Annotated in this window: 20 protein-coding genes and 1 pseudogene; 15 read left to right on the top strand and 6 right to left on the bottom strand. The window is 45.6% G+C overall.

The features are described 5' to 3' along the window. Together C6H00_RS04190 and C6H00_RS04185 are read left to right on the top strand one after the other, a co-directional pair. Positions 1 to 362 (top strand): YtfJ family protein (locus tag C6H00_RS04190; protein WP_104749787.1); only part of this gene is annotated, 362 nt, incomplete at its 5' end. A 208-nt stretch (positions 363 to 570) separates the two neighbouring features. Then, a complete protein-coding gene (locus tag C6H00_RS04185; protein WP_104749786.1) occupies positions 571 to 1,224 on the top strand; it encodes a hypothetical protein in 654 nt (217 codons plus the stop codon). Here the strand turns inward: C6H00_RS04185 and C6H00_RS04180 are convergent. After that, positions 1,213 to 1,450, bottom strand: a pseudogene (locus tag C6H00_RS04180) (zinc ribbon domain-containing protein); the annotation flags it as partial. The gene C6H00_RS04185 and the pseudogene C6H00_RS04180 sit on opposite strands and share 12 nt — an antisense overlap. Positions 1,451 to 1,567: 117 nt before the next feature. Next, entirely contained in the window at positions 1,568 to 2,275 is a 708-nt protein-coding gene (locus C6H00_RS04175) for an outer membrane beta-barrel protein (RefSeq protein WP_104749785.1), read from the bottom strand. 516 nt (positions 2,276 to 2,791) lie between these two features. On the opposite strand from C6H00_RS04175, the gene C6H00_RS04170 reads away from it, so the two are divergent. Next, on the top strand, positions 2,792 to 4,057 hold the full coding sequence (locus C6H00_RS04170) for an RNA-guided endonuclease InsQ/TnpB family protein (protein ID WP_104749784.1): 1,266 nt from the start codon (positions 2,792 to 2,794) through the stop codon (positions 4,055 to 4,057). Positions 4,058 to 4,368: 311 nt separating this feature from the next. On the opposite strand, the gene C6H00_RS04160 is transcribed toward C6H00_RS04170, so the two are convergent. Further along, positions 4,369 to 5,244, bottom strand: coding sequence for a Mu-like prophage major head subunit gpT family protein (locus C6H00_RS04160; protein ID WP_104749782.1), 876 nt, complete (start codon positions 5,242 to 5,244; stop codon positions 4,369 to 4,371). A gap of 53 nt (positions 5,245 to 5,297) precedes the next feature. Further along, positions 5,298 to 9,257 (bottom strand): phage tail tape measure protein, encoded by a 3,960-nt coding sequence (locus C6H00_RS04155; RefSeq protein ID WP_158655726.1) that lies wholly within the window; start codon positions 9,255 to 9,257, stop codon positions 5,298 to 5,300. Between the two features lie 55 nt (positions 9,258 to 9,312). Between C6H00_RS04155 and C6H00_RS04150 the strand changes: the two genes are divergently transcribed. From C6H00_RS04150 to C6H00_RS04095, 12 genes are all read left to right on the top strand, one after another. After that, entirely contained in the window at positions 9,313 to 10,179 is an 867-nt protein-coding gene (locus tag C6H00_RS04150; protein ID WP_104749780.1) for a phage protease, read from the top strand. Then, positions 10,179 to 10,958, top strand: a complete 780-nt coding sequence (locus C6H00_RS04145; protein WP_104749779.1) for a hypothetical protein — start codon at positions 10,179 to 10,181, stop codon at positions 10,956 to 10,958. Before C6H00_RS04150 ends, C6H00_RS04145 begins: the two co-directional genes overlap by 1 nt. A gap of 40 nt (positions 10,959 to 10,998) precedes the next feature. After that, positions 10,999 to 11,304, top strand: coding sequence for a hypothetical protein (locus tag C6H00_RS04140; protein ID WP_104749778.1), 306 nt, complete (start codon positions 10,999 to 11,001; stop codon positions 11,302 to 11,304). After that, a complete protein-coding gene (locus tag C6H00_RS04135) occupies positions 11,301 to 11,645 on the top strand; it encodes a hypothetical protein (RefSeq protein WP_104749777.1) in 345 nt (114 codons plus the stop codon). The genes C6H00_RS04140 and C6H00_RS04135 overlap by 4 nt, the downstream gene beginning before the upstream one ends. Position 11,646: 1 nt before the next feature. After that, complete coding sequence (locus tag C6H00_RS04130; RefSeq protein ID WP_104749028.1) at positions 11,647 to 12,081, top strand: N-acetylmuramoyl-L-alanine amidase; 435 nt, start codon at positions 11,647 to 11,649, stop codon at positions 12,079 to 12,081. Continuing rightward, entirely contained in the window at positions 12,081 to 12,320 is a 240-nt protein-coding gene (locus tag C6H00_RS04125) for a hypothetical protein (RefSeq protein ID WP_104749027.1), read from the top strand. Before C6H00_RS04130 ends, C6H00_RS04125 begins: the two co-directional genes overlap by 1 nt. Then, on the top strand, positions 12,313 to 12,672 hold the full coding sequence (locus C6H00_RS04120) for a holin (RefSeq protein WP_104749776.1): 360 nt from the start codon (positions 12,313 to 12,315) through the stop codon (positions 12,670 to 12,672). Before C6H00_RS04125 ends, C6H00_RS04120 begins: the two co-directional genes overlap by 8 nt. Beyond that, on the top strand, positions 12,669 to 12,923 hold the full coding sequence (locus C6H00_RS04115; protein WP_104749775.1) for a hypothetical protein: 255 nt from the start codon (positions 12,669 to 12,671) through the stop codon (positions 12,921 to 12,923). Before C6H00_RS04120 ends, C6H00_RS04115 begins: the two co-directional genes overlap by 4 nt. After that, positions 12,916 to 13,221 carry a hypothetical protein gene (locus C6H00_RS04110; protein ID WP_104749774.1) on the top strand — a complete coding sequence of 102 codons (306 nt, stop codon included), beginning with the start codon at positions 12,916 to 12,918 and terminating at the stop codon, positions 13,219 to 13,221. Before C6H00_RS04115 ends, C6H00_RS04110 begins: the two co-directional genes overlap by 8 nt. A 242-nt stretch (positions 13,222 to 13,463) precedes the next feature. After that, a complete protein-coding gene (locus C6H00_RS04105) occupies positions 13,464 to 13,631 on the top strand; it encodes a hypothetical protein (protein WP_324728457.1) in 168 nt (55 codons plus the stop codon). 65 nt (positions 13,632 to 13,696) lie between these two features. Beyond that, positions 13,697 to 13,918 (top strand): type II toxin-antitoxin system HicB family antitoxin, encoded by a 222-nt coding sequence (locus C6H00_RS04100; protein WP_104749773.1) that lies wholly within the window; start codon positions 13,697 to 13,699, stop codon positions 13,916 to 13,918. Further along, on the top strand, positions 13,911 to 14,105 hold the full coding sequence (locus C6H00_RS04095) for a type II toxin-antitoxin system HicA family toxin (RefSeq protein WP_104749772.1): 195 nt from the start codon (positions 13,911 to 13,913) through the stop codon (positions 14,103 to 14,105). The genes C6H00_RS04100 and C6H00_RS04095 overlap by 8 nt, the downstream gene beginning before the upstream one ends. Before the next feature lie 72 nt (positions 14,106 to 14,177). Here the strand turns inward: C6H00_RS04095 and C6H00_RS04090 are convergent, their stop codons facing one another. Further along, positions 14,178 to 14,591 (bottom strand): hypothetical protein, encoded by a 414-nt coding sequence (locus C6H00_RS04090; protein ID WP_104749771.1) that lies wholly within the window; start codon positions 14,589 to 14,591, stop codon positions 14,178 to 14,180. Next, entirely contained in the window at positions 14,581 to 15,264 is a 684-nt protein-coding gene (locus C6H00_RS04085; RefSeq protein ID WP_104749770.1) for a hypothetical protein, read from the bottom strand. Before C6H00_RS04085 ends, C6H00_RS04090 begins: the two co-directional genes overlap by 11 nt. Between the last annotated feature and the right edge of the window lie 338 nt (positions 15,265 to 15,602).

The raw sequence follows: 15,602 nt of genomic DNA, 5'->3' as shown, positions 1-15,602 counted from the left end.
ACATAGCTGGTCGCAAAAGAGTGAAGGCAGAAAATCAACCTCTTATGGATCGCATTGTTGCAGAACATTTTGACGAAAATAAATATCAAACAACCAACATCATTAATGTAGATGATGCCATTATGGGTACAGGACTTTTTGTGCGCGGAGAAACCAAAAAGGCTAAGAGAGAGCATCCAAAAAGCCAAGTGGTGATGGATAATGACGGCGTGGTGCAAAAAGCTTGGGATTTAAAAAAGCAAGAAAGTTTAATTGTCGTGCTAGATAAAGCAGGCAAGGTGCGATTCGTGCATGAAGGCAAACTTAATAATACACAAATACAAGAAGTGATCGATTTAGTCAAAAAATTACAGCAAGAATAAGGCCACACACCTATCCCCTACCTCATTACAAGCAATGTTTACCTTTAGGTTTTTGGGTGCTGGGGGGTGGAGGGTGAGGGGGTATGAAATTTAAAACTCTAAAGCAGAAATCCCGCCTCTAGTGCTTGGTGCTTTAAGCTGGTTCAAATAAAGTTTATGTTTCAATGCACCATACTTTGAGTTCTTGGGTTCACCAAAAGGAGTTAAGATGCCTGACTTCTGTGCTTATGTCCCCACTCCTCGCGTTACCCTCAACAGCTTCAAGCGCACGCAAAATCTCCAAGAGGAGCGCGAGGTTAAGGCCTATATCCTCAAAAATATGGGCGATTTTGACATCACTAAAAGAATCCACACCCCCCAAGAGAAACACCGCATCGTAAATTTCATAATGGGCACACAACAACACTTCGCCGTGGCTTTGGTGGTCCGTGTCCTTTTAGAAGCGCGCGGAGAGTTTGAAAAAAGCAATGTCCAAGTCTCCAACATGGCCAATAAAATCCTCAAATGGATGCGTTTGTATCAAGAAAAAGGCATGGAAGGCCTGCAAAGCAAAGTAGGCAAACAGCCCGGACAACATGAAAGCAAACGCAAGTTTAATTTAGAACTGATTAAAGAAGCGATTTTAGCTTTAGGCTCTAGCGGGGGGCATCATTGTTATAGCGCATACTACCGCTATTACTTAGAATTAGAACGCGCCAAAAACCCCCATTTCAGCGCGCATTACTCCAAGTTCGTAGACCACGCCCGCAAGTTGATTGAGGGGGATAAAGCCTTGCAAAGTCTGCTCATTGGTAACACGTTGACATACTCCCATAGCTTTAAGCTTGCGGGATTGGCCGGATCATCAAGGCTAGCCCGCTAGGCGGCTCTTAGCCTCTACTCCAAGAGTGAGCCCGCCCTCTATGAATATTTATACTTGCGTTCAAATCTCTATCCAAAGAAAAGCCACAAGAGGGGCAATTTTGGCGGGCACTATATGCCCGCTCCCTATCTTTTAGGCTCAAATCCTCTTTAACCTCCCCACTAGAACAAGTTTTAGAGCTAGGATAGAATCTATCAATCTTAATCACTTGGGTTTTTCTCTCCAACGAGCCGGTGCAAATCAGAATGATTTGTGCCGTTTGCGAGGAAGCCACAAACTATTCTCTCTACTAACTCCTGCAAGGTTTGAGAGCTAATAGGGGGTTTAGCGCGCGGTTGCTAAATTAGTCTTTGCTCGGCTTTTTGCGGGGCTTGAAGCTCTCAAAATCCAGCGCGAGCACTAGATTAAAAACCAGCGCAAAATCCCTTTTCATCTCCAAAAACCCAGACACGCCCTGGCTGAATCGTTGGATGTGATTTGGAATGAGTGGAAAGAGCGCGCCTAGCTCCAAGCCAAAGACATAAGTCTGATAACGCAGCCCCACACTCAAGGGGAGCTGAAACTCCAGCGCGCCTATGCTAGATTGAAAGCTTTTAGACTCTCCTGGAAGGGGGAGGTCTTTGGGCATAATTCTATCACGTACCCCAAATCTCAAAGCCTCTACCCCCAGCCAGTGCTGAATAGCCAAGCCAAAGCCAGCATACAGCCCAAAATTCAACAGCATTTTAGGCGACTCGTAAAAATTGTACATAAAATCCATCCCAGCTAAACCCATCACCAGCCCGTAAGGCTCTCCATTACTCTTGCTAAAGTCGATATGATAGCGCAAAGCGCAACGCTTCTTGCAAAAAAAGAAATGTTTGAAGCCCAAAGAGAAGTTATAGCCCAAAAAATCAAAGGAGGTACGCACAGAGGGGGTGCTAAATTCTTGAGAGCTTAGATGCGTTTGGATATTCCCATAGGAATACACCCCCCCACCACTTAAATACAACCCATTACTCTCTGCAAGCAAGCGCGCGCACAAAAAGGAGGCTAAAAGGACTCTTTTCATTTGTTGAGGTTTTGGATTCTATCTTCCATCGCCCAATTTTGCCTCAAATTCTCTTGTTGCGGGCTGAAATTTGGTTATCTTTAAGCTTTTTTTGGTTAAAAATTAAGTCCGCTAGTCAACACTGACGCGCGCTCCTTTTTCCGGTTCTCTCCGGGTGGTTCTTTTTTCTCTAGCCCTTTAAGGGCTGTTTAACACGCTTTAAATCTATGTGAATTTATATGAATTTTGAAGGCGCGCCTGCACGCGCGCGGTGTTTAAATGGTTTGTAGGGTGGGGGATTGGTTAGGAGTTTTTAGCTGGCTTTCCAAACCTTGGGCGTTTTTGATAGCGCTCTTAGATTTTGGCTTTTGCTCCTCCTCTTTGTTTTGTAGCATAGTCTCCAAGTTCCCTTGAATGTCATTTGAAAACTCTCCGGCAGAAATCCCACTCGTCTTTGTAATGGTTTTCTTTCATAGCTCTAACTCAAAAATATTTTATAAAATTATGTTACAATGATGTAAGTTAAGGCGTAAGAAATTGCTTAAAGCAATAAAGTTTAGAATTTATCCTAGTGTTGAGCAAAAAACCTTGATACACAAGCACTTTGGCTGTGCTAGGGTGGTCTATAACTACTTTTTAGCATACCGCCAAAAGCAATACGCGTCAGGCATTAGAGAAAATTATTTCAGCATGCAAAAGGTGCTCACCACCCTTAAAAAGCAAGAGGCTTACACTTATTTGAGTGAATGCAACTCTCAAAGCTTGCAAATGGCACTCAGGCAACTAACTACAGCTTTTGATAAATTCTTTTCCAAGTTAGCAGATTATCCTAGATTCAAATCTAAAAAGTATGCCAAGCAATCTTTCTGTGTCCCGCAACACTTAAGAGTGGATTTAGGCAACAACCAAGTCAAGCTACCCAAATTCAAAGAAGCTATTAAAGCCAAGTTTCATAGGCATTTGCCTACAAACTCTATCGTCAAGCAGGGGTTTATCTCTTGTGTAGCGGATAAATACTATCTCTCTGTCAGTTATGAGGACAATAAGCCTGAACCTAAACCCATAACTATCAAAAAAGCCGTGGGTTTAGATATGGGTTTAGAGTCTCTAGTCATCGCCAGTAATGGCGTGTTCTATCCCTATAAAAAGTTTTTCCAGAATCTACAAACCAAACTCACTAAAGCGCAAAGGAGATTGTCTAAGAAACTAAAAGGCTCTAGCAATAGAGAAAAACAAGCTAAGAAAGTGGCACAAATCCACGCTTCTATCAGCAATAGCAGAGAAGACTACTTGCATAAAATCAGTAATGAGATAACCAATCAATACGATTTGATAGCAGTAGAAACCTTGAAAGTTAGGAATTTGGTTAAAAACCACAAACTAGCTAAGAGCATTGCCAATGCTAGCTGGTCTAGGCTCATTAGTCTATTAGAATATAAGGCTGGTTGGAAGGGTAAAACCCTTATCAAAATTAACCAATACTTTCCTAGCTCTCAAATCTGCTCGACCTGTGGGAGCAACACAGGTAAAAAGCCACTCAATATTAGAAATTTTGTCTGCCCATGTTGTCAAACACGCCATCACAGAGACCTAAACGCCAGTATCAATATTAGAAATTATGCTTTGGGTATGCTAGATGAAAGACACGCTATCAAGGTAGATAAAACTAGGGTAGGGATAACCCGAAGTTACGCTTGTGGAGATTCCGCTAACGGGGCTGTAACTAAGTATGGCTACATACTGGATATAGCTAGTTATGGATCGTTGAAACAAGAAGCCCACCCGTCTTTAGCGGGTGGGTGATTCACTTTAATCGCTTGGGCTGCGTTGTCTGTTTGCATCTTTTTCCTTTCAAGTGTGTTTGCGCTATAATCTTATTAAGGAATGTTTACTTTCTCTTTTTGGCGACATTTGGCGTATCAGTCTTAGGACTTTGAGGGTCGGGGGTGTAGTGGGGGATACCCCGGAAAGAGAGGTATCCATGAGGAAGCTCGTAATAGTGCTAGTGATCTCAATGGTACTCGCCATGCCGTTGTATTGACCACTCAAGGGCGGGGCAAAGCGCCCAACACTAGCCCTATTATTCCCCATTTTTGCTTTGAAAATCATTAACCTCATTCCCACTTTCCACAAAAGGCCAATTGCCACAAGCCATACCCGGCGTTATCCTCGCTATCAATCCCGTATAAAAGCTCTCTGCGCAGAAAGTTTTGCGCGCTATCGCTCTTATCTAGGGCGTTAAACTCTACGGGTTTATTTTTTTGCAAGATGAGGGGCTTGATGGTCTTGGTGGTGTCTAGCAAAATCCAGCGATTAGCGTTATTTAAATACGGACAGACCAAATAATCCATCAAGCCATAGCAAATATTGCTCGCGCCATTGGCATTAGTGGCCGCCTTGAGCAAACGCATCGCACTTGCTTCTAGGCTAGGGTGGATGAGTAGCAAATTGGGCATGATATTTAAAGGTTGCCCACTCTCATTAGTCAAACTCATCATGTTCTTGCGTGCATTGAGCAGATTGTCCTCATCTAAATCCCAATCTTCCAAATTAGAGTATTGCGCCTGCCCTACCGCGTGTTGTTTGTGGAAAAAGGCTTGCCCATCATAGCAGTTCCCATTGTTATTAAACAGCCCAAAGATGAGGCTGTTGTAATGATCAATGATGAGATCGGCCATGCTGGCTACTTGCGCACCCACAATGCCCAAGGAGTCGTAAGTGATCAAGTCTCTATCTACTTTAATCGTGCTCTCCCAGTTCTTTTTGGTGATGGTGTAGCTATAGCCTTCTAATTCTTTAAGTTGGCGTTCGCCCACCCACTCACGCATACTAGGCAATGAGGCTAACCAGCGGTAATCTATGGTCATGGTGTTAGCGCTCACCTCTAGTGCGACTTTTTGATAAGTTTTTTCCTTATTGGCTAAATTCTTGGCAAAAACTGCGCTTAAGGACTTGCTAATGGCCGCCTGTGTTTCTGGTGTGAGTTTCATAAATTCTCCTTTTTTGCTAATCTTAACAAGACAAAAAAGGCCTTTTTGCGCTTTTAAAGCGCGGCAGTCTCTCTTTGTAAGGAGAGCATGCTCTGCAGAGTGCTTAAGATTTTTGCATTGGTAGGGTCTGTATTTGGGGCTTGGCTAGGGCTTTGGGCGCGCTTGGTGCGCTCTAGTAGCAAATCTCTAAAACGCAGTTTCTCCTTTTCTCTCTCTAAATCAATGGCCGCTTTGGTGGTCTTGTTTTGGGCTTTGAGGGCTTGCTCATAGGCTTTATGCGCATCGGCTGCGCGCATGATGCTATCTCCTAGTCCGTTTAAAAGCTCAATAGTGCGCGGGTCCATGCTTTTGACTAAAACGCTTTGGCGGATGTCTAAGAAATTGTCCATGTTCACATCCACGCCCTTTAAATCCAGCAGATCTAAGAGTCTTTGTTTTTGCTGCTGAGCCAACTCTTCTAGGTATTTTTGCTCGCCTATATTGTCCTCTTTAAAGCGAAACTTCCATTGCTTGAATTCTTGGCCCTTTTTAACAAAGTTGCCTAAAGTCTCTTGCACCACTTGGTTGATATCTCTTTTAAGCCCCTTGGCATAATCCTCCCAATATTTGCGCACCTTTTCTACAATGGGGTTGGTGTAGTAGCCCTCAATTTTAAAGGCGCGATTGATCTTATAAATCTGCTTTTTCTTATCCTCCAGCCAATAATCTTGATGCCATGTGTCTAATAGTCTGCCCCCGCGCTTTTTGGCCAAATCTTCCCCGTAGTTTTGGTACATATTAGCATAGCTTCCATATTCGCGCTCGCCCCATTTATCCTTAATCATCGTCCCAAATTCTACGCGTCTTTGCAAAGTCTTTTGAGCTACGCCCAAGCCCGCCGCAATGACTGCATCAATGCTAGTAGCTAGCGCGCTGGAGGTGTCTTTATACTTGCCTGCTTGAATGCTCAAACTCTTGCGCACGCCTAGCAAATCCTCCACCAAGTCCTCATAAGTGGCCAAAGACTTCTTAATCTGATCGCTAGCATAAGTGCCCACGCGCGCATACTCTGTCCAAAAGCGCGTCGAAGTGTTTTTAACCAGTCCCCACCAGCTGCTCTTTGTGGTGCTCTCTTTTTTAAGCTCATAAAAGCTCGCATTCACGCTTTTGCTGGTCGCATCGTTGAAAAACTTGATGCCCTTATCTACTAAAGTGGTCTCTACCTTCTTAGAGCTAAAACCTCCAATCAAAGTCCCTAGCACCCCCCCAAAAACTCCCCCCAAAACTGGCCCCAAAGGCCCTAAAACTGGGCTTAGAGCCGCGCCCACGCCCGCCCCGCTCAAACTCCCTAAAGTTGTGCCCATTTTCATGCGCTTTTGGGCCTGTTTGTCTCCTTGTGTGTCAATAAAGCCCCCCACCAAGCCCCCAGCAGCCATCCCTGCTCCAAAACCTGCTAAGAGCGTTTGAAAGCCCGCTGAAAAGGTGTTTAACACGCCTTGAAACTTGTCTAAAAAGCTTCCGGCCTTGATTTCAAATTGAGGCCCTAGCACGGATTTTAACGCCCCTTGCAAATCCCCGCTTAGCAGTGGGCCTAAAAAGCCTTGTTTGAAAGAAGAGGCGAACATATCGGCCATTTTGTCATGGGCAGCCTCTGAGCCCTTAGTGAACGCAGTGCTCATCACCCCGGCCAAATCCATTTTAAACAACGCGCCTAGTTCGCGCTTTTGGGGCGGCTCTGCTTTGGCCTGATTTTGGATGTCTAAAAGGCGTTTTTTGTGGGTTTCTTCCTCTAGTGCGTAGAGTTTATTGGCCTGCGCCTGCGTGATTTTGCCCGCTTTTAAGCGCGCTTCCATCTCTTTATTCAAGTTGGCTAGCACCTGATCGTGGCGCAATTTCTCTAAGGCTATTTGTTTGTTGAGCCCCTCATCCATCAAATCGATACTTTTTTGGCGGATGTCTAAATCTACTTGCGCTTGGGCGTTGATTTGCTCCATTTTCAAGGCTAACGCGCGCGCTCTTGCCTCCTCTTTGGCCTTAAGCGCGTTTTCTGCTAGGTCCTTTAACTTTTTTTCATGCAGGCGCGTTTCTAGTGTGTAGAGTTGCTCAATTTGTTCCACACTCCAAAGGTGGTTTTTAAATTTCTCTTGGGCCTCCTGATTTAAATGTCTAATGGCCTCCTCATAGCGCGTTTTTTCTGCTTCAAGCTCTGCGCTTTCCTTTGGGGCTAGCGCGCTTTGCAGGGCGCGTTTTTTATCCAAAAAGTCCAGCACGGCCAAGCGTTGATTCTCTTGGTTTTGCTCACTCAGTTGCGCGATTAAGCGCGCTTGTTCCTTGAGCGCTAGGTTCTTGCTCACCCCAGCTTTGATCCACTCTTGGGTTTTTTGCTTGATGTCATCTAGTTTGCGCTCATATTCGCTCATGCTACCCCTAGCAATCTCTCTTAGAGCTCTAGCTAGCGCGTCTGTGTTGGCTTTGGCTTTTTGTACAGAGGGGGTGGGTTTTTGCAAGTTCCACACTAAGCTAGCTTGCGGGGGTTTTGTGGGGGTGGGGGTTTTGGTGGGGGTGCTTTTAGTAGGCGTGCTAGGCGCGCTCAAGGATTGGAAGGAGTTTTTTAAAGCGGCGAGCTCTTGGGTGTAGCGCGCCTTAGTTTGGCTTAAAATATGGGTGGTGCTTTTTAAAAAGGCGGGAGCAAAGCCCCCTAGGGCTTGGGTGAGTTTGGAGAGCATGGCCTCAAGAGTGCTGATATAAAAATGCGCGTAGGATTTAAGAGCAATTTTTAAGCCCGTGAGCACATTATGCCAAAGAGCTTTGATGGCATAAAGGCTTTTCTCCCATGCCCCCTTCATCCATTTAGTAATCTGATCCCAGTTAAGCCACAATTCTACAGCCAAAGCAATCATAGCAGGGATTCCTAGGCGCAAAATAGCCATGCGCATCGCTTTGAGCGCCAAAGTGGTTACACCCACACTCCCAGCTAAAGCCCCTTGGGCTAGAGTGTAGGCCTTGGTAGCTAGGCTAGCTGCTAGCATTTGTGCCTTGTAGGCCACAAAGCCCGCCCCCAAAGCTAAAAGCACTTTGCCAAATTTCATGCAAGATGCCACAATGTTTTTTAACAAGTCGGCGTTTTTTTCTAAGTACTGTGTCCAGCCTGCAAAAGTCTTTTTAATGCTCTCAAAATAGGGGGCTAGGGCGTTTTCTTTGAGCGTGTTGATCGCGTTGGTAAAATTGCTCCACACTTCTTCCCAAGAGCCTGCGCTCATTTGCGCCGTGTCTTTAAATTTGCCCATTTTCTCTAACATCAGATTGGCCAAATTGCCCTCTTCTTTGGCCTTTTTCATCGCTTCAGTGGTTAGCCCCAAAGAGTTCACAAAACGCCCAAAGTCTGTAGCAGTGGCTGCGCTCCCATCCCCTAAACTATCCAGCGTAGCTTTTAGACTATCTACCCCCGCTCCGCTGACCTGCGCGCTGTAAGCAATGGCTTCCATCACCTTAAGTGCGTCTTGCAAACCCATAGACTTAGAAGCTGTGGAATAGAAAGATTTGAACATTTCGCCCAAATCATTCAGATTAAACTTAGTTTTGGCCTGAATCTGATCTAGGGCTTTGTACGTGTTGGCCGCCTCTGCGCTGGAGAGCTTCCATTTTTCCATCACGCTCAAATTCTGCCCCAAACTATCGCGCGTTTGGGCATTGGTGTAAATTAAAGAGGTCAAGGAGTTTTTTAACTGCTCTTGGGCCCCTAGAGCTTGCATCGTGGAGCTGACTTGCCCAGCAAATAAGCCCGTAGTGAGCAGACCAGCCAAACTCTTAAAAGAGTTGGTGTTTTGCTGGATTGCTGAGTCTAATTCTTTTAATTGCGCGGTGTGTTCGCGCTCGGCTGCTTGAGCGGCGCGCGCTGCTTGAGCTGCAGCGCGCTCTTGCTCGCTCATACTTTGTAGCGCCCTGCGTGTGCGCACAATGCGCGGCTCTCCATCCACATTAAAAACGATGTTAAATAAAAAATCTACTGCACTCATAAAAAGCATCTTAATCAAAGCACTTAACACCCCTTGCGCAAAAAAGGCGCGCTAAAATCGCTAAGATGCGCGCATGCAAGTGATGATTTCCCCTATTGGACACATTCAAGGCATCGATGGGCGCACCTTCCTAGTGCCTACAGAAATTCTAGCCACGCTCAAGGCTAATCAGATCGATTTGCCCATCGAGCAAGATCATAGCGGCCCTGCCATTGGCTGGATTAAAAACGCTTCTTTGCAAGAGAAAGAGGGGAGCATTTGGGGCGTGGTGGAGTGGAATGAAGCCGGGCGCGCTTTGCTTAAAGATCGTGCCTACCGCTATTTAAGCCCCACTTATCTAGTGGACTCACAAAATCAAGTCATCACCATCAGTGCGTTAGGCCTAGTCAACAAGCCCAATATCTTAAAACAAGCGTTAAATTTTATTCAAGGAGTTTTTATGAGCGAATTAAACCCGCCCACCAGTGAGCCAAACGCAACTCAAGCCATTCTAGCAAATCCAAACCCAACTCAAGCCCCAGCACCAGAAAAGAGTGCAGACGCGCTGCATAATTTAGAATCTATAGCCAAGCGTATAGAAGTCCTAGAAAAGGGATTGTATGAGATTTTAGCCCTGCTCAATAGCAAAACCCAAGCTAACGCAGCAACTCCAGCTACCAACACGCAGAGCAGAGCTGATAACTCTACTTTAAAGCAGATACACCTAGAAGTGCTCAAAACTTTGCAAGCAAATAATTCCATCTTGCCCAAACGCATAGAAGAATTGGAAAAAAGCGCAGGGAGCCCAGATTTTGCTAAATTTGCTGAAATTTATCAGATCGAGGCTAATAGTGTCTATTCAAAACCCCTTAAAGTCGAATTAAACCAGACTTTAAGCCCCCTTGAACAAGAAATACACGCCCAACTAGGCGCGTTTTTAAGCGACCCTGTGAAAAGTTAATGCGCCTTCCCATCATCACTCCCCTGCAAATACGCCCGCCAGATTTTCTAGCTGAGCTTAAGCTTTTTTCTGAAGAGTGCGCGCTTCTTGAAAAAGCCCTAGCCTCTTTAAATCTGCCCACCACCCCCACTGCACAAAGAAAAATCGCCCAAGTCAAACCCCTAAAGGCGCGCAACACCCTTAGATTCAACCAAGACTTAGTCACCCATTCCATGCAGATGCACATCACCACCAAGCAGATGCAAAGCATCTTAGCGCGCCACACCCGTCCTAGCCTAGAAATCCTCAAGGCTAGCTTTAAAAACATCACCCACCAAGCCCCCCTACTCATCCCCACAGACACCCTAGAATTTTTTAAGCAGAGCGTGGTGGCTGGTGCGCGCGAAGCTGTTATAGCCTTGCTTGGCAAAGGGAGTTTAAGTGAGCGCAAAATTGAGGCCCAAAGTAGTCCGGGGTTTAAAATCTTTGAGGGATTAGGCGGGGTGCTTGTGGGGCAACTTTCTATCAGCGCATCTGTTAACATCACAGATGAAAAACAGCGTGCCTTTGAGCGCGCTAAGCTGCGCTTATTGGCCAATGAGAAAATTTTGCTTCAAGGGAGCGCTAGTGAGTGCTTTAGCACGCCCCTTTTCATCAGCCCCTCTTTGAAATTGCGCTTAGAGTATATCACTAGCGGGGTGTTAGAAGATGAAAAACCCATTCTTTTTTGGGGTGGAGGGCCTACCGATTTCACCCCGCCTGTGGATTTAGAACTTCGCTTTATCCCCATGTTGTTTTGAGTGCGCAAAAAAGCGCGCGCGCTTGTATTATTCTGCTTGAATGCAAGAGTTCAATCTAGAAGATTTGCGCACACGCGCGCTAAGTTTGCTTTTAAATCCTGAACTTATCAGTGATTCTATGCTCAGCTGGGCTTATACTGAGAGCTTAGAATTTTGTGCAGGGCGCAAAGCCCCCATTTATGCGCTCTATGACTTTGCTTTAATGCGTCTTAAACGACTGTTAAAAATGCCTTTTAGCGATGAAGATGCGCTAATTTATGAAAACGCGCGTAAGGCCATTGAGCGCGCGCCTTTAATAGAGGCCCCGGCTCAAAGATTTGTGCGCACTAGGGACTTTGGGCTATGAAAATTCTAAGACGCGCTACTCAAATCCTAGAGCAAGTTTTTCCTGACGCGCATTTTATTCTAGATTCTAACACCATTCAAAACCCCGGGCTCTTTGTCATCATTGAGGGGGTGGAGAGATTAGACATTCAGAGCGTGCGCCTGCCCTGTAGTTTGTATTGCGCGTTTTTGGGCGTGGGCAACCAACTTTGGGAAAATTTAGACCCGATTTTGGATTTTTTCCACAGCACTCCGAGCTTTTTAGAAGGGCGTTTTGATTTCCAAAAGATGGCTTTACAAGAAGTCAAAGAACATCTGAGCCTAGCGCATGTGCAATTTAGCTTAAGATTATTCAAGGACTAACATGACCAAAACACACCAAAACATCAACCGTATTGTCATTCATTGTAGCGACACCCCAGAGGGACGCCCTCATGACAAATGGGACATTGATAGATGGCACAAAGAAAGAGGCTTTGATCAGATTGGCTACCACTATGTGATCTTGCTAGATGGAAGCATTGAAAAAGGCAGACAAGAGCATGAAGTGGGCGCGCATGTTAGAGGACACAATAGCGGGAGTTTGGGCATTTGCTACATTGGAGGCAAGGATGCCAAAACCCTTAAGCCCAAAGACACGCGCACCCCTGAACAAGTTGAGGCTCTTAAAAAGCTCTGTGTTGAGCTTGCCAAAAAATACCCTTCAGCCACCTTTTGCGGGCATAGGGATTTAGACAAGGGCAAAGAGTGCCCCTGTTTTGATGTCAAAAGCTTCATTAAAGAAAGCGGGATTGCCTGATGAAAGAGGTCAAACCCCCATGCGCGCAGGTGTCCATGCGCAAATTAGATCGCATGGTCTCTATTGGCTTTTTGCTCATTTTGCTCAATGCTTTGCAGACGGGCTCTTTGGGCTTTTTAGTCTATGAAATTGGCAAAACAGAGGAGCGATTAGACCGTAGTTTAGTAAAAGTGCAGGTTTTAGAGCAGAAGTTAGATAGTTTGCAAGGAAAAATTAGACGGCACTTTGAGAATGACTAAACAGGACTTTCTTATTTTGGGCGTGGAGTTTCGCGCTATCTTGCCCTATATCTTAGTGCTCTTTGTAGGCTTTTGTGTGGGCTGGTTGTTTGTGCTCAAGTCTATCAAAGATGAGGCCTTGAGCGGGCTAGGAGATAGGCTTAGATATGTGATTTGGGGGGTGGGCTCATCTATGATGACTACTTGGGTGAGCTTTGAGTTCATTGATTACTATTTGCACTTGCCCTTAGGCCTAGCTACTGCCATTAGTGGTGGCGTGGGTTATATGGGGGCTGAAGTGGTAGGAGAAGTGGGCTTAAAGCTCATTCGTAAGAAACTAGGCATTAGCAAAGAGGAGGAGGAGAAAAAATGAGTGCTAGCCACCTGAAGGAAACCCCCGCAAGTGCGGGGGAACTCTGGCGCGTTTATCTAGCGTTCAAATCTGAGCACTATCTTAAGCCCCCAAAAAGAGAACTCAAAGTAGAATACGCGCACAGGGTTTTTGTCACGCCTATTAGCCATGACAAATCCCTTTGTGTGGTTTACCCCCCTGCAAGCACAGAGGGGCTCTTTCATTCTATCTTAAAATCTTTTTTTCACCCCTTAAGGCGTGTTGGTGTTTGATCTGCGCGCGCTCCTCTTGGCTCTGCTCTTTTTACTAGGCATTGGGGCGTTGGGGGGCAGTGTATGGCTTGGGCGTAAGCTCATCATTGAAAGAGAGACCTGCAAAATGGGCCTAGAAGCGCAAAATAAGGCCATCTTAGAGCAAAATATCGATGTGAACAACTATGTAACCCGCCTGCAAGAACAAAAGGACACAATCACAAAGAAATACGCGCATGTGCGCGCTCAAGATAGCACTTGCGAGCACGAATTAAAGGCAATTAAAAGAAGTTTGGATGTGTTTGGGGGGGAGAAGTGAGGGCATCTATAAGGGGAAACCCCCACATAGAGTGGGGGAACACCTCACGCTATCGCTTGAACTTCAAGACGAACTTAAGCCCTAAAAAAGAAATTTTAAGGCAGAATTTGCGCAAGGGGTTTTTGCCATGTTGCTTGGGCATGACAAAACTCCCAAATAGATTTTTACCCCCTCACGGGGGCGTTGCTATTCTACCTTTTCTATTCTTTCCATGCGCTTTTTCCCTGCTTTTTGGGGGCTGTGTGCGTGTCTATAAACCCGTCTACATTCCTACTAAGTGCCAAATCCCCAAAATAGAGCGACCCGCGCTAGCTAGCCCCATCCTTTCTGAAAACATCAAAGCCCTATTAATCTATGCAGAGCTTTTAGAAAAAGATTTAGCCTTTTGCCGTGAAGGCAAACCTCTTTAAATCAATCTTTAAAATATTTTTCTCTGTCTAATGTATAATTACAAGAAATTCATTAAAGGTCTGGTGTGCTTTTTAATGCTGTCATAGAAAAAGATAAGGACGGGTATTTTGCTTTTGTCCCTTCTTTGCAGGGTTGCGTATCGCAAGGAGAAAGCTATGAGGAAGCTCTAAAAAATATTAAAGAAGCCATAGAGCTTTATTTGGAGACTTTGGAGTCCGATGAGCTAGCCTTTCTGTCTAAGAAAAATGCCGTCATAGCACCTATTGAAGTGGCTTTAAATGCCTGAATTGCCACGCCTCACAGCTAAAGAGGCAGAAAAGCTATTGCTAACAAATGGGTTCATCTTTTCTAGGCAAAAAGGCAGCCATAGGATTTATACAAAAGGCAAAATTAGACAGGTTTTACCTTTTCATTCTGGGCAAATCTTGCACCCTAAAATCGTCAAAGAAGTTATGGGGAATCTGCTTAAATGAAATCAAAAGAAGTCTTAGCGGGCTCACTCTTGGAGTAGAGGTGGTGTTCACCCCTGTAAAAATTTCTTTAAATCAATCTTTAAAATATCTTTCTCTTTCTATATCAAACTTGGTATAGTCTAACTCTTGCAGATTGAGGGCGCTCAAACGCTCAAAAACGCCGCTTAAAAAGGCCTTCACTTGGGCGTTATCTGGCAAGAGCACAGGGTCGGCGCCATTTCTATAATAAAAGGGGATTTCCTCTAAGATGGGCTCCATTTCCAAGCCCTCCAAAGGAAAAGTGCGCAGATAGTGGAGGGCAAAGGCGTATTGCATTGTGTGAAACAAGAGAACATCAAGCTGGGTTACTATTTGTGTTTGCACGTCATCATTGCTGTATTGTGTTACCTCATGTGTGGCCCCTAGGATTTGGTGCAATTTTTGCACCGTGGGGGAGCTTTGAAGCGTTTTAGCGCGTAGTTGGACTTTTTGGATGTTAGTGAGCATGCCACCCCTCCCTGATTGCTTGGGTCTCAATGGTATAATTTAAGCGCTCTTGCAGATGTTTAGCGATCTGCTCTGGGCTTAAGCGCCACGTGTCATTAAAGGTGTGAAACTCTTGGGTGAGCTGCGCGCGCAACTCTTCAAACCCTCCGGTTGAAGCGGCGATATCGGGGGTGATTTGCCCGTATTTCATCACAAAGGCGCTTAAAATTTGCAAGTGGGCGCTCTCTTTATCCCTTAGGGCACTCAGAGCGATTTTTGGGGCGTAGTTGGCCATCATTAGCAAGTTTTGGGCGAAAAAATCTGTGGCCTGCTTGCTAACTTGTAGGTCAAACCCCTTTAAACTTGCGCTCAGCAAGGCTTGTTGATCTAGGGGGGACAATTTTTTAAAGTATTGCAAAAAGGGCGTGCTTGTTATGCCTTCCTCTGAAAATTCCCCCTCAAATTCCTCAAAGGACTCAAACTCCACTTCTAGGGCTTTTAAATCCTCAGGACTGATACGATCTGCTTGCATGATCTGCTCAAAAAGGGCCTGTTGCGCTTTAGCTTTTTGCTGCTCAGGAGTTAGGGGGGTAAGCGCGCCAATGAGCTTTTTGACACGCTCTAACATCTTTTCTAGTTTGGTTATGCGCGCCTCTATGCGCTCTTTGAGATTGATAGCTTCCTCTAGGCGCATTTTAATCCTTTTGAGCACCCACTTGGGCTTCTAAGGCCTGCAACTCAGCCTCTAAATCCGCGTCTTCGTCCTCCTCTTGGGCTTTAGCTTCTGGTGTGGCTTCTTGGGGGGTTTGGGGTTCTGCTTGTGCAACTTGGGGTTCTGCTTGTGTGGGGGCAGTTGGTGTTTGGGGGGTTTGTGCGGCTGTTTTAACTTCTACTTTTTTAGGGGGCGGGGTGGTTTCTTGGGGGGTTTGGGGGGTTTGGGGGKTTGGGGGTTTGTGCGGCTGKTTTAACTTCTACTTTGGGAGGTCGGGGTGGTTTCTTGGGGGTTTGGGTTCTGCTTGTGTGGGGCTGTTT

This window comes from Helicobacter cynogastricus, from assembly GCF_900197855.1.
GTDB classification, from domain to species: Bacteria; Campylobacterota; Campylobacteria; order Campylobacterales; family Helicobacteraceae; genus Helicobacter; species Helicobacter cynogastricus.
The sequence above is the reverse complement of the archived record's forward strand: the minus strand, read 5'-3'. Positions and strand labels throughout refer to the sequence as shown.